We start from the raw sequence: 13,450 nt of genomic DNA on the forward strand, positions 1-13,450 counted from the left end.
GCTCAGGCGCGTGCGGCTGCGTCCACGGAGGCGTCCACGGAGGCGGCGTAGCGGCGGACGGCGGTGCGCAGCGCGTCCTCGACGTCCCAGCCGCGCTCGCCGGCCGCGGCCACGACGCCCAGCAGGTGCTCGCCGAGCGCCGCCGGGTCGTCCGCCGCCAGCTCGGCCGGCGGCGGCACCGGCAGACCCGCGCGCCGGGCCCGGGACACCAGCGCCGCCGCCCAGGCGGCGGCCGACTGCGAGGTCGAGATCCCCTCGGTGGGTGAGCGGCGCTGCTTCTCGGCCCGCTTGATCTCCTCCCAGCTGGCCTCGACCTGGGCGGTGTCCCGGGGACCCACGTCGCCGAACACGTGCGGGTGCCGGCGCACCAGCTTGGCCACCAGCTCGCCGGCGACGTCGTCCACGTCGAACCCGTCGGGGCGCTCGGCGGCGACCCGGGCGTGGAAGGCGACCTGCAGCAGCACGTCGCCGAGCTCCTCGCGCATGGCGACCGGGTCCTCGTCGGTGATCGCGTCGTAGGCCTCGTGCGCCTCCTCGAGCAGGTAGCGGCGCAGCGAGGCGTGGGTCTGCTCGGCGTCCCACGGGCAGCCCCCGGGCGAGCGCAGCCGGTCCATGACGGCGACGACGTCGAGCAGGCGGGCCCCGGGCGGCTCGGGGGCGGCCGTCACGACCGGGGCATCCCCGGCGTCGGCGGCGGTCACCAGGACGACGTCGTCGGGCCCGGCACCCGTGGTGTCCGCGACGTCGGTCACGGTCCACCCGGCGGCCCGCAGGGCGTGGGCGGTCGCCGCCGCCCCGGGGAGCGCCAGCACGGCGGGGGCGGCGGTGAGCACGCGCCAGGCGTCGGGGCCCAGCAGGGCGGGCAGGCGGGGGCTGACGGCGAGGAGGACGGCCACCCGGTCAGTCTCCGGCAGCGGCCCCGGTCGCGGCTGCGGCGGCCGCGGCGTCGTCCAGGATGCGCACCACGCCGCCGTCGTCGGCCACCACCGAGCCGTCCTCCAGTGCGCCGTAGCGGGGGTTGAGCGTCACGTCCAACCCGTCCTCGACGTCCTGCACGAGCGGCTGCGCGGCCTGGGACGCCGCCTGCCGGACCTGCCGGTCGAGGTCGGCCCGGAGGTCCTCGAAGGCCGGGAACCGCACCTGGCCGACCACGACGCCACCGGTCTCGGCGACGGGGAGGCTGAAGACGCCCTCGGGCAGCACGGTCTGCACCGGCGCGGCCAGCACCTGGGGCAGTTCGTCGACCGTGGTCAGCCGGGGCGCCACGGTGTAGGTGCCGGCGTACTGCGCTGCGAGGGCGTCGTAGCTGGCGGGGTCGGCCCGCAGCTGGGCCACGACGGCGTCGGCGGTGGCCTGGTCGGGCACCGTGATGTAGCCGAAGTCGAACTGCCGGCCGGCCGACCTCGCCTGCTCGTAGGCGGCCTGCAGGCCGTCGTCGGACAGGTCGGCCAGGCCCTCGGCCTCGGCGACCTCCTCGCGCACGAGCAGCTGCCGGACGATCTCGCGGGCGTCGTCGGGCAGCAGACCCTGTTGCTGGGCCAGCTGGGCGAACACCTGGTCGGCGTCCTGGCCGTCGAACAGCTGCTCGAGGCGGTCCTCCACCTGCGCGGGGGTGACCTCGACGTCGTAGCGGGCCTCGACCGCGTCGTACACCCGCTCGCCGATGAGGAGGTCGAGCACCTGGCGGGTGTAGGCGCCGTCGTCGAGCCCGGCGGCGTACCCGGCGACGTCGGGGTCGGCCAAGCCGTCGTCGACGGCGTCGCGCACCTGCTCGACGGTGACCCGTTCCTCGCCGACGTAGACCGCCACGTCGGGTGACGTGCGGCAGCCGGCCAGGCCGGCCAGTCCTGCGACACCGGCCATGCCGAGGGAGAGCAGGGACACGAGCGGACGTCGGCGCACGGGTGGACCCTCTCACGTCCGGCGTGACGCACGCCTCATCCGGTCCGCGCCGTCGACCCGTCCCGCCCGCTGCGCAGCAGCTGCACCGCGGCCAGCAGGGCGAGCGCGCACCCGGCCAGCGCCGCCGCCGTCCACCCCGGGCGCACGCGCTCGTCCAGCAGCCAGTGCCCGACCGCCGCCGGCAGCACCGTGCTCGTCACGTACATCAGGCCCAGCACCGGTACGGCGGGCGCGACGGCCAGCCCGCGGGTGAGGTGCAGCTGGCCGAGCAGCAGACCGCCCGCGGTGAGCAGCCCGGCGGCCCAGGTCCCGCCGGGCAGCTGCCAGAACAGCCACCACCGCTCGGGCAGCCCGGAGACCAGGACGCGGGCCCCGACGGCGCCGACGCTGAACGCGACCCCGGACAGCACCCCCGACCGCCAGGACGCGCCGGGCAGCGCAACCCCCACCGCCGCCACCAGCAACCCGGCCGCCGACCAGACCAGCACCGCCGACCCGCGGACGGCGGCGGGCCCGGTCACCGTGGCCGCGGCGAGCAGGGCCAGCCCGGCCACCGTGCCGGCGATGGCGAGGGCCTCGCCGCTCCCCCACCGGCGGACCCCGCGCGCGCCCTGCAGCACCGCGGTGACCGCCAGCGCGGTCACGATGGCCGACTGCACCACCAGCAGCGGCAGCTCACGCCTGGCCAGCAGGGCCAGGAAGAAGGCCCCGCCCTGCAGCGCTGTGCCGGTCCACCACGTGCGCGAGCGCAGCGCGGTGGCCGCGCCGGCGCTGAGCCGGTCGCCGGCGACGCCGTAGCAGAGGACGGCGCCGGCCAGCGCCGCGACGGCCACGATCACGCGGCGACCGGCTGCTCCAGCACGGAGGTGAGCAGCGCGTGCAGCTTCTCCAGCAGGGCGACGTCCCGCAGCGGCGTGCGCCGGTCGGGTCCGACCGGGACCTTGAGCGACACCGTCTCGCCCATCGACTTGTAGGTCGCGCCGTCGGCCAGGCGGGCCAGCTTCATCTGCTGGGACTCCCGCAGCACCACCGGCGAGATGCGCACGTTGCGCCCGGCCATCGAGACCTCGGTGACGCCGAGCCCGCGCATCGCGGCCCGGAAGCGGGCCACGGCCAGCAGGTTCAGCACCGGTGCCGGTGCGGGGCCGTAGCGGTCGGTGAGCTCGTCGAGCACCGCCTGGGCCTGGTCGTCGTCCTGCACCGACGCGACCTTGCGGTAGGCCTCCATGCGCAGCCGCTCGCCGGGCACGTAGTCGTGCGGCAGGTGGGCGTCGACGGGCAGGTCGACGCGCACCTCGGCGGGCTCGACCGCCGGGGCCTCCCCCGTCGCCTGGGCGCGGTAGTCGCTGACCGCCTCGCCGACCAGCCGCACGTACAGGTCGAAGCCGACGCCGGCGATGTGCCCGCTCTGCTCGCCGCCCAGCAGGTTGCCCGACCCGCGGATCTCCAGGTCCTTCATCGCCACGGCCATGCCGGCCCCGAGGTCGGTGTTGTGCGCGATGGTGGTCAGCCGGTCGACCGAGGTCTCGGTGAGCGGCCGGTTCGGGTCGTAGGTGAAGTAGGCGTAGGCCCGCTCGCGGCCACGGCCGACGCGGCCGCGGATCTGGTGCAGCTGCGAGAGCCCGAACGTGTCGGCCCGGTCGACGATCAGGGTGTTGGCATTGGGGATGTCCAGGCCCGACTCCACGATGGTCGTGGCGATCAGGACGTCGTACTCCTTCTCCCAGAAGCCGACCATGATCTTCTCGAGCTCGTGCTCCTTCATCTGCCCGTGGCCCACGGCCACCCGGGCCTCGGGCACCAGCCGGCGGATGGTGGCGGCCGCCTTGTCGATCGACTGCACCCGGTTGTGGATGACGAAGACCTGGCCGTCGCGCAGCAGCTCGCGGCGGATGGCGGCGGCCATCTGCTTGTCCTCCCACGCGCCGACGTAGGTCAGCACCGGGTGCCGCTCCTCGGGCGGGGTGAGGATCGTCGACATCTCGCGGATGCCGGTCAGCGACATCTCGAGCGTCCGCGGGATCGGCGTCGCGGACATCGACAGCACGTCGACCGCCGTCCGCATGGTCTTCAGGTACTCCTTGTGCTCGACGCCGAAGCGCTGCTCCTCGTCGACGATCACCAGGCCGAGGTCCTTGAACCGGGTGGTCGGCTGCAGCAGCCGGTGCGTGCCGACCAGGACGTCGACCTCGCCGTCGGCCAGCTTGCGCAGCGTCTCGTCGCTCTCGGCCTTGCTCTGGAACCGCGAGAGCACGGCGACGGTCACCGGGAACTGGGCGTAGCGCTCGGCGAAGGTCTTGTAGTGCTGGTTGGCCAGCAGCGTCGTCGGCACCAGGACGGCGACCTGCTTGCCGTCCTGCACCGCCTTGAACGCCGCCCGCACCGCGATCTCGGTCTTCCCGTAGCCGACGTCGCCGCAGATGATGCGGTCCATCGGGACCTCCTGCGCCATGTCGGCCTTGACCTCGTCGATCGCGGCCAGCTGGTCGGGGGTCTCCTGGAACGGGAAGGCGTCCTCCAGCTCGCGCTGCCAGACGGTGTCCGGGCCGAACGCGTGGCCCTTGGTCGCCATGCGCGCGGAGTACAGCCGGATGAGCTCGGCGGCGATCTGCTTGACCGCCTTGCGCGCCTGGCCCTTGGTCTTGGCCCAGTCGGCGCCGCCCAGCTTGGACAGCGCCGGGGCCTCGCCGCCGACGTAGCGGGTCAGCTGGTCGAGGGCGTCGGTGGGCACGAAGAGCCGGTCCGGCGGCTGGTTCCGCTTGCCCGGGGCGTACTCGACGATGAGGTAGTCGCGCTGCCCGCCGTGCACGGTGCGGCTGACCATCTCGAGGTAGCGGCCGATGCCGTGCTGCTCGTGGACGACGAGGTCGCCGGGCTGCAGCTGCACGAGGTCGACGGCGTTGCGCCGGCGGGCGGGCATCTTCTGCGCGTCGCGCATCGACGTGCCGCGCTGGCCGGTGAGGTCGTGCTCGGTGACCAGGGCGAGCTTGACACCGGGCAGCGTGAACCCGGCCTCGAGGTTGCCCTGGGTGACGTAGGTCAGGCCGGCGTCCTGGGCGGCCGGGACGTCGGGCACCAGCCGGACGCCGAGCTCGGCCTCGGTCAGCTGGTCGGCGGCGCGCTGGGCCGGACCCGGGCCGGCGAAGGTGAGCACCACGCGCCAGTCGTCGCGCGACCACTCGCGCAGCCGCGCGGTGGCGGCGTCGGTGTCGCCGTGGAACCGCTCGACCCCGCTCGCGTCGAGGGCGACGTGGGTGTCGTCGTCCTCGACGGCGAGGGTGAAGGCGCCGGTGGTCCACCAGGGCAGGCCGCGCCCGCGGGCGTCGTCGACGACGTCCTCGAGGTCGCGGAAGGACGAGGCCCCGAGGTCGACCGGCGCCTGCCCGGCCTCGGCGGCGGTCTGCCACGAGGCGGCGAGGAACTCCTCGGCGGTGCGCACGAGGTCGGCCGCGCGGCTGCGCACCCGCTCGGGGTCGCAGACCAGCACGTGGGTGCCGGTGGGCACCAGGTCGGTGAGCAGCTCCATGCTCGCGGACCCGATGAGCGCCGGGATCAGCGCCTCCATGCCCTCGACCGCGATGCCCTCGGCCAGCTTGTCGGCCACCTCGGCCAGCTCGGGGTGCGCGACGGCCAGCGCCCGTGCCCGCTCGCGCACCTCGGGGGTGAGCAGCAGCTCGCGGCACGGCGGGGCCCACAACCGCTCGGGGCGCTCGTCGAGCGAGCGCTGGTCGGCCGCGGAGAAGTACCGCAGCTCGTCGACCTCGTCGCCCCAGAACTCCACGCGCACCGGGTGCGGCTCGGTCGGGGGGAACACGTCGAGCAGGCCACCGCGGACGGCGAACTCACCGCGCTTCTCGACCAGCTCGACCCGGGTGTAGGCGGCGTCGACCAGCCGCTGGCCCACGGCGTCGAGCTCGGCGGCGTCGCCGGCCCGCAGCTCGACCGGGGCGAGGTCGCCGAGACCGGGGGTGAGGGGCTGCAGCAGGCTGCGCACCGGGGCCACGAGGACGTCGATGCGCCCGGTGGCCGCCTCCGGGTGGGTGAGGTCGCGCAGCACGGCCAGCCGGCGTCCGACCGTGTCCGCCCGCGGGCTCAGCCGCTCGTGCGGCAGCGTCTCCCAGGCCGGGAACACCTCGACCCGGCGGTCGGGCACGAAGCAGCGCAGCAGGTCGGCGGTGGCGTCGGCGTCGCGCTCGCCGGCGGTCACCACCAGCACCGGGACGTCGGCCCCGGGTGCGGGCGCGGCCAGGGCCGCGGCCACCAGGGGCTGCACCGTCGGCGGGGCGGTCACGGCCAGCTCGGCCGAGCCGGCCCGCTGGACCACCCGGGCGACGGCGGGGTCGGTCAGGACGACGTCGAGCACGCCGCGCAGGCTCACGAGGGGGCACTCCATCAGGTCCGGCCGCACCGCTCACGCTGCCCGCGCAGGTCGCACGGGCGCGCGGGGGGCCGTCGCCAAGATTAGCCCCGGACAGCCGGCAGGTGCCGGGTCAGTACGCCCCGGAGCCCGCGACCACCGCACGCGCCGTGCGCGCCAGGATCGACAGGTCCCGGCCCACCGACCAGTTGTCCACGTACCGCACGTCCAGCTCCACGGTCTCGGCCCAGCTCAGGTCCGACCGGCCGCTCACCTGCCACAGCCCGGTGACCCCCGGCCGCACGAGCAGGCGCCGCTGCATGTCCGGGCCGTAGGTGGCCACCTCGCCGGGCAGCGCCGGACGCGGGCCGACCAGCGACATGTCCCCGCGCAGCACGTTCACCAGCTGCGGCAGCTCGTCGAGGGAGAACCGGCGCAGCACCCGGCCGACCCGGGTGACGCGGGGGTCGATGCGCATCTTGAACAGCACACCGTTGCCCTCGTCGTCCTCGGCCAGCCGCTCCACCTGGGCGTCGGCGCCGACGCCCATGCTGCGGAACTTCAGCACGTCGAAGGTGCGCCCGTACCGGCCCACCCGGGCCTGCCGGTAGAGCACGGGTCCGCCGTCCTCGCGGCGCACCAGGACGGCGATGACCAGCAGGACCGGTGCGAGCACGACCAACCCGGCCAGGGCGGCGCTGCGGTCCAGCACGGTCTTGGCCAGCCGCCGGAGCCCGCGGTAGGAGGGCTCCATGATCTGCACGACGGGGAAGCTGATGGTCGGTCGCACCTCCAGGCGGTCGACGGCGACCTCGACCAGGCCGGGGGCCAGCAGCACCTCGATGCCGGTGCCCTCCAGCCGCCACGCCAGCTGGCGCAGGTAGGACGCCGCGCCGTCGCTGGCGGAGGCGACCATCACGGCGTCCGCGCGGGCCTGGTCGAGCACGGCGGGCACGAAGTCCAGCCCGCCGAGCACCGGCACCCCGATGCGGGCCAGGCCACCGGCGCCGGTGGGGTCGGGCACGCAGGCACCCACGACCGACCACCCGGAGGTCGCGTCGCGGCGCAGCCGCGTGGCGATGTCGACGAGGGCCGCCTCGCGGCCGACCAGGACCACCCGCTTGCTCATCAGCCCGCGTCGTCGTCCGGCGTGCAGCCGGGCGCGGGCCACCCGCCGGCCCAGCAGCGTCGCCCCGGTCGCGGCACCCACCGCCAGCACCGGGGCGACCGGCCCCTGGGTCGCGGCCAGGTCGAGCGCATCGGCCACGGCCACGGCCGCCGTGAGGCCGGTGGCGGCGATCAGCACACGCCGGTACTCCTCGGTGCCGGCGCCGAAGTGCGCCTCGCGGTACGCCCCGGCCAGGTGCAGCGCGAGCACCCAGAGGACGACGGCCCCCGCCACGTGCCGCGCCCCGACGGAACCGTCGCCGGCGAGGTGGGCCCCGAGCACCGTCGCGCCCGCGGCGGACAGGGCATCGAGGACCAGCAGCCCTCCGAGGTGGGCCGACAGCCACTCCGGCACGCGCCGGCGACGGGCTGCGAGGGGGTCGTACATGGGCAGGTCGGCCAGGGAGCCGCGCCCGCTGTCGCCCGCCCGCCGCCGGGGCAGCTCGGCCGCGGCGTGCGCCGGCCCACCACCGGACAGGGCGCGGGGGACGCCGGGCAGGCCGACGACCGGCCGGACGCCGTCGGCGTCCAGGGCGCCGGGCGACCCGAGTCCGTGCGCGGCGGCCTCCGCGGCCGCCGCCGTCGCGCGGGCGCGCTCGGCGGCACGGGCCGCCCGGGCGTCGCGGACGACGCCGTCGGCCGGGTCGGACGGCGGTCCGTCGAGCGGGTCGCGGTCACGGCGGTGCGGTGGCAACGCCTCTGGTGCGGACAACGATCAGCTCCCGGGTCGCGTGCACTCGACGTGCACCTCCCTGCACCGTCGACCGCGCACGTGCACGGGTCAACGCGGACCGGGCCGCGCCCACCCGGAAGGGGGACACCCGTCAGGTGCGCGGGTGGACGACGTTCTGCGCCGCCTCCAGGCCCTTCTCCAGCAGCAGCTCGACCGCGTCGGCGGCCTCGCCCACGAGCAGCTCGAGGGTCTTGCGCTCGGTGGCCGAGAAGTCCTTGAGCACGAAGTCGGCCGGGTCCTGGCGGCCGGGCGGGCGGCCGATGCCGACCCGCACGCGCAGGTAGTCCTTCGTGCCGGTCGACCGCGAGATCGAGCGCAGACCGTTGTGGCCGCCCTCTCCCCCGCCGCGCTTGAGCCGCACCACGTCGAAGTCCAGGTCGAGCTCGTCGTGCACGACGACGAGGGCACCCGGGTCGATGGAGTGGTAGTCCAGCAGGCCCTTCACCGGGCCGCCGGACTCGTTCATGTACGTGGTCGGCTGAGCGAGCACCACGCGGCGCCCGGCCAGCCGGCCGTCACCGGACACCGACCGGGCCCGCGGGCCCTTGCCCGGCGACAGCTTGGTGCCGACCCGCGCCGCGAGCTCGGCCAGCACCATCGCGCCGACGTTGTGCCGGTTGCCGGCGTAGTCGGGACCGGGGTTGCCCAGGCCGACGACAAGGTAGGGCCCCTCGGGCACCGGTGGCGGGGACGCCGCAGGGGCGCCGGCGGTGCCGGCGCCCCTGCGGGTCGTGCTCTCGGTCAACGGACCGCTCAGTCGTCCGCGGAGTTGCTGGCGGCGTCCATCGACTCGCCGCTGCCCTGGTCGGAGGGCTCGGGGACGACGTCGCCGTCGGTGTCGGACTCGTCGCGCTCGATGCCGGCCTCGGCCTCGGCCTCGGCGAGCTCGGCCTCGAGGGCCTCGGCGGTCGGGGCGGCGAGGAAGCCGATGACCTGGGCTTCGGCGTCGGTGAGCAGCGTGGCGCCCTCGGGCAGCTGCACGTCGGCGGCGGCGATGCCCTCGCCGGCGGCGCGACCCTGGACGTCGATCTCGATGTTCTCCGGGATCGAGGTGGCGGGCACCTCGATGGAGATCGTGTTGAGCTCGAAGTTGATGATCGTCTCGGGCGCGACGTCGCCGGTGACGACGACGGGGACGTCGACGGTGACCTTCTCGCCCTTGCGGACGATCAGCAGGTCGACGTGCTCGTGGACGCGGGTCAGCGGGTCGCGCTGGACGGCCTTGGTCAGCGCGAGCTGCTCCTTGCCGTCGAGGACGACGGTCAGCAGCACGTTGGTGCCGCCGTTGCGCAGGGCCGCGGCGAACTCGCGGGCCGGCAGCGAGAGGTGGACGACGTCCTGGCCGTGCCCGTACAGGACGGCGGGGACGCGACCGGCACGGCGGGTGCGGCGGGCGCTGCCCTTGCCGAACTCGGTGCGGGGCTCGGCGGTGAGGCGGAAATCAGCCACGGTGGTGTGCTCCTAGTCAGACAGGCTGCGGGACCGGCGGCGGACGCACGGACGCACCTGGAGGCGCACACGCACGTCGATCACGGAGCGGCAGCTCCCTCGCCGGGCAACAGGCACAGACGATACCCGATGTCGTCCTCCGGACTCCGGCCGCGGCCACGAGCCGTCCCCGACCACGCTGAGCCGAACCCCGTCCGACCGTCGGGAGCCTCCGGCCCCGCGACGGCCGGACGGCAAGCCAGGAGAACCTAGCTCGCCCCGTCGAAGAGGCTCGTGACCGAGCCGTCCTCGAAGACCTCCTTGATGGCACGGGCCAGCAGGGGGGCGATCGACAGCACGGTCAGCTTGTCGAACCGGCGCTCGGGCGGGATGGGCAGCGTGTTGGTGATGAGCACCTCGGAGGCCCGGCAGTTCTTCAGCCGGTCGACCGCGGGGCCGGAGAGCACGCCGTGGGTGGCGGCGATGACGACGTCGGCCGCGCCTTCGTTGAACAGCGTCTCGGCGGCCTTCACGATGGTGCCGCCGGTGTCGATCATGTCGTCGACCAGGACGCAGACGCGGCCCTTGACCTCGCCGACCACGCGGTTGGCGACGACCTCGTTGGGCCGGGTCATGTCGCGGGTCTTGTGGATGAAGGCCAGCGGGGTGCCGCCGAGCTTGTCCGACCAGCGCTCGGAGACGCGCACGCGACCGGAGTCGGGCGACACGACGGTGAGGTCGCGGTCGCCCCACTTGCGCTTGACCTCGTCGATGAGCAGGTCCATCGCGAAGAGGTGGTCGACCGGGCCGTCGAAGAAGCCCTGCACCTGCGCGGTGTGCAGGTCGACCGACATGAGCCGGTCGGCCCCGGCGGTCTTGAACAGGTCGGCGACCAGGCGGGCGGAGATGGGCTCGCGGCCGCGGTGCTTCTTGTCCTGGCGGGCATAGGGGAAGAACGGGGCGACGACCGTGATGCGCTTGGCCGAGGCGCGCTTGGCGGCGTCGACCATGAGCAGCGACTCCATCAACCACGTGTTGATCGGCGAGGTGTGGCTCTGCACGATGAACGCGTCCGAGCCGCGCACCGACTCCTCGAAGCGCACGTAGAGCTCGCCGTTGGCGAACTCGTAGCTCGAGGTCGGGGTCGGGGTGATGCCCAGGTGGCCGCCGATCTCGTCGGCGAGCTCCGGGTAGGCGCGACCGCTGAACAGCATCAGGCTCTTGGTCGGGGTCTGGGTGATCGCGCTCATGACCGGGCTCCCTGGGCGTCGTCGGTGTGGGGCGCTGTGGCGGCCTCGGCGGCTGCTGCTGCAGCAGTCCCGGGCCGGCGGCGGCGGACCCACCCTGCCACATTGCGTTGCGCGGCACGGGCCACGCCCATGGCCCCCGGCGGGACGTCGGTGGTGATCACCGAACCGGCCGCCGTGTAGGCCCCGTCCCCCACGGTGACCGGCGCCACGAACATGTTGTCGGCACCGGTGCGGGCGTGCGAGCCGATGGTGGTGTGGTGCTTGGCCACCCCGTCGTAGTTGACGAAGACGGTGGCCGCGCCGATGTTGGTGCCCTCGCCGATCGTCGCGTCGCCGACGTAGGACAGGTGCGGGATCTTCGAACCCTCGCCGACCGTGGCGTTCTTGGTCTCCACGAAGGTGCCGACCTTGGCGCCCCGCGCCAGCCGGGTGCCCGGCCGCAGGTACGCGAATGGTCCGACCTGGACGTCGGGGCCCACGACGGCCAGCTCGGCGTGGGTGCGCACGACACGGGCGCCGTCGCCGACCTCGGTGTCGGTGAGCGTGGTGTCGGGCCCGACGACCGCGTCGGAGCCGACCACGGTGGCGCCCAGCAGCTGGGTGCCGGGGTGCAGCACGGTGTCGGCGCCGACCTCGACGGTGACGTCGACCCAGGTGGTGGCCAGGTCGACGACGGTCACCCCGCTGCGCATGAGCTCGTCGAGCACCCGGTCGTTCAGCGTGCGCCGGCGGGCGGCCAGCTCACGGCGGTCGTTGCAGCCCAGGGTGTCGTCGGGGTCCTCGGCCGGGTGCCCGCCCACCGGTGCGCCGTCGCCGACGAGCAGGCCGAGGACGTCGGTGAGGTACTGCTCGCCCTGGTCGTTGGCCGCGCCGACCCGGGCCAGCGCGGCGCGGACAGCGGCGCCGTCCCCGACGTACACCCCGGCGTTGACCTCGGTGATCGCCCGCTGCTCGGCCGTGGCGTCGCGCTCCTCGACGATGGCGGTCACCCGGCCCCCCGCGTCGCGCACGATGCGGCCCAGCCCGGTCGGGTCGGCCACGACCGCGGTGAGCACGGTGAGCACGTCGCCGGCCGCCCGGTGCGCCTGCACCAGGGCCTCGACGGTCGCCGCGCGGAGCAGGGGCGCGTCCCCGTTCACGATCAGCACCGGGCCCTCGAGGTCGGTGATCGTCGCCAGGGCCACCGCGGCCGCGTGGCCCGAGCCGTTCTGCTGCTCCTGGACGACCGACCGTGCCTGCGGCGCGATCTCGGCGAGGTGGGCCTCGACCTGGTCGCGGCCCGAGCCCACGACCACCACGGTCGCGGCCGCCCCGAGCGGTCCCGCGGCGGCGAGCACGTGGCCGAGCATGCTGCGACCGCCCACGGCGTGCAGCACCTTGGGGGTGCGGGAGCGCATGCGCGTGCCCTGCCCGGCGGCGAGGACGACGACGGCGCTGACGGACGGACCGGTTGCTGGCACGGCTTCTCCCTGGCGATGGCGGCGCGGCACGGCACGGCCGGCGTCGGACTCAGCTGGGGGACTCGGACTCGAACCGAGACTGCACGGCTCCAAAGGCCGGCGGGCTGCCGATTACCCCATCCCCCACCACCCCCGGGCCTGCGAGGTGCGTCCGCGAGCCTAGGGCGCGCGCCCGGCCGGGGCGACCACGGGGAGCCCTCAGCCGGCCAGCCGGGCGCCCGGGACCGGGCCGTGCACCGCCTGCACGCCGCGGAAGGCCCCGCCGCGCTCCAGCGCCGCGGCCGTGGTGCCGGCGGCCTCGGCGTCGGCGACGAGCGCGGCGACCGTGGGACCCGATCCGCTCACGAGCGCACCGAGCGCACCGGCGCCGGTCATGGCGCGCAGTCCACGGTCGAGCTCGGGGCGCAGCGCCAGCGCGGGGGCCTGCAGGTCGTTGGCCAGGTGCCCGGCCACCTCGTCGGCGGGAGCGCTGCGCAGCGCGGTGAGGACGTCGTCCGCGGGGCCGGCGGTGGACCCGGCCGGCAGCACCCCGGCCGCACGCAGCCGGTCCAGCTCGCGGTAGACGGCCGGCGTGGACAGCCCTGCGTCGGCGATGCCGAGCACCCAGTCGGTGCGCCGGCGGGTCAGCACGGGGGTGAGCTGCTCGCCGCGCCCGGTGCCCAGCGCCATCCCGCCGACCAGGCTGAACGGGACGTCGCTGCCCAGCTGGGCGGCCAGCCCGGCCAGGTCGCCGCGGGTGCAGTGGGTGCCCCACAGGGCGTCGAGGGCGACCAGCGCGGCGGCGGCGTCGGCCGAGCCCCCGGCCAGCCCGGCCGCGGCCGGGATCGCCTTGTCGATGTGGAGGGCGGCGTCGGCCCGCACGCCGGCGTGCCGGGCGAGCAGCTCGGCGGCCTTCCACACCAGGTTGCGCGCATCGGTGGGGACGGCGCCGTCGGCGCCCTCGCCGGTCACGGTGACCGACAGGCCGTCCTCCGGCCAGACGGTGACGGTGTCCAGCAGCGAGACCGCCAGGAAGACGGTCGTGAGCTCGTGGAAACCGTCCTCGCGCAGCGGGTGGACGGCGAGGTGGACGTTGATCTTCGCCGGGGCGTGCGCGGTCACCGAGCCGTCGCCGGCGATGCGGCCCGGCCCGCCGGAGGTCGCGTGCGGCACC

General features: G+C 75.3%; 10 protein-coding genes and 1 tRNA gene. All 11 read right to left on the bottom strand.

Going from position 1 to position 13,450, the window contains the following annotated elements; genetic code table 11:
* Nucleotides 1-2 precede the first annotated feature (2 nt).
* Nucleotides 3-896: a nucleoside triphosphate pyrophosphohydrolase gene (locus tag BLP29_RS01865; protein WP_092799257.1), complete on the bottom strand. Its 894-nt coding sequence runs from the start codon at nt 894-896 to the stop codon at nt 3-5.
* Nucleotides 897-900: 4 nt separating this feature from the next.
* The gene (locus BLP29_RS01870; RefSeq protein WP_133378959.1) at nt 901-1,902 is read right to left on the bottom strand and encodes a SurA N-terminal domain-containing protein; all 1,002 of its coding nucleotides are present in this window, start codon (nt 1,900-1,902) and stop codon (nt 901-903) included.
* A 35-nt stretch (nt 1,903-1,937) separates the two neighbouring features.
* Nucleotides 1,938-2,741 carry a hypothetical protein gene (locus BLP29_RS01875; protein ID WP_092799261.1) on the bottom strand — a complete coding sequence of 268 codons (804 nt, stop codon included), beginning with the start codon at nt 2,739-2,741 and terminating at the stop codon, nt 1,938-1,940.
* The gene (gene mfd / locus BLP29_RS01880; protein ID WP_092799263.1) at nt 2,738-6,280 is read right to left on the bottom strand and encodes a transcription-repair coupling factor; all 3,543 of its coding nucleotides are present in this window, start codon (nt 6,278-6,280) and stop codon (nt 2,738-2,740) included. Before mfd ends, BLP29_RS01875 begins: the two co-directional genes overlap by 4 nt.
* A gap of 112 nt (nt 6,281-6,392) precedes the next feature.
* Nucleotides 6,393-8,138, bottom strand: a complete 1,746-nt coding sequence (locus BLP29_RS01885) for a sugar transferase (RefSeq protein ID WP_243469623.1) — start codon at nt 8,136-8,138, stop codon at nt 6,393-6,395.
* Nucleotides 8,139-8,250: 112 nt separating this feature from the next.
* Nucleotides 8,251-8,904 carry an aminoacyl-tRNA hydrolase gene (pth, locus tag BLP29_RS01890; RefSeq protein WP_243469624.1) on the bottom strand — a complete coding sequence of 218 codons (654 nt, stop codon included), beginning with the start codon at nt 8,902-8,904 and terminating at the stop codon, nt 8,251-8,253.
* 8 nt (nt 8,905-8,912) lie between these two features.
* On the bottom strand, nt 8,913-9,608 hold the full coding sequence (locus tag BLP29_RS01895; protein ID WP_092799265.1) for a 50S ribosomal protein L25/general stress protein Ctc: 696 nt from the start codon (nt 9,606-9,608) through the stop codon (nt 8,913-8,915).
* A gap of 248 nt (nt 9,609-9,856) precedes the next feature.
* Nucleotides 9,857-10,837: a ribose-phosphate diphosphokinase gene (locus tag BLP29_RS01900; protein WP_092799267.1), complete on the bottom strand. Its 981-nt coding sequence runs from the start codon at nt 10,835-10,837 to the stop codon at nt 9,857-9,859.
* Nucleotides 10,834-12,297 carry a bifunctional UDP-N-acetylglucosamine diphosphorylase/glucosamine-1-phosphate N-acetyltransferase GlmU gene (gene glmU, locus BLP29_RS01905; RefSeq protein ID WP_243469625.1) on the bottom strand — a complete coding sequence of 488 codons (1,464 nt, stop codon included), beginning with the start codon at nt 12,295-12,297 and terminating at the stop codon, nt 10,834-10,836. Before glmU ends, BLP29_RS01900 begins: the two co-directional genes overlap by 4 nt.
* Nucleotides 12,298-12,350: 53 nt before the next feature.
* Nucleotides 12,351-12,423 (bottom strand) — tRNA-Gln (locus tag BLP29_RS01910).
* A 72-nt stretch (nt 12,424-12,495) separates the two neighbouring features.
* Nucleotides 12,496-13,449 carry a 4-(cytidine 5'-diphospho)-2-C-methyl-D-erythritol kinase gene (locus BLP29_RS01915; protein WP_092799269.1) on the bottom strand — a complete coding sequence of 318 codons (954 nt, stop codon included), beginning with the start codon at nt 13,447-13,449 and terminating at the stop codon, nt 12,496-12,498.
* Between the last annotated feature and the right edge of the window lies 1 nt (nt 13,450).

It is taken from the genome of Klenkia marina, assembly GCF_900101025.1.
In the GTDB taxonomy this organism is placed as follows: domain Bacteria; phylum Actinomycetota; class Actinomycetes; order Mycobacteriales; family Geodermatophilaceae; genus Klenkia; species Klenkia marina.

Coding starts and splice junctions, on each gene's coding strand:
- BLP29_RS01900 (WP_092799267.1), bottom strand. CDS start 10,837: ATGAGCGCGATCACCCAGACCCCGACCAAGAGCCTGATGCTGTTCAGC.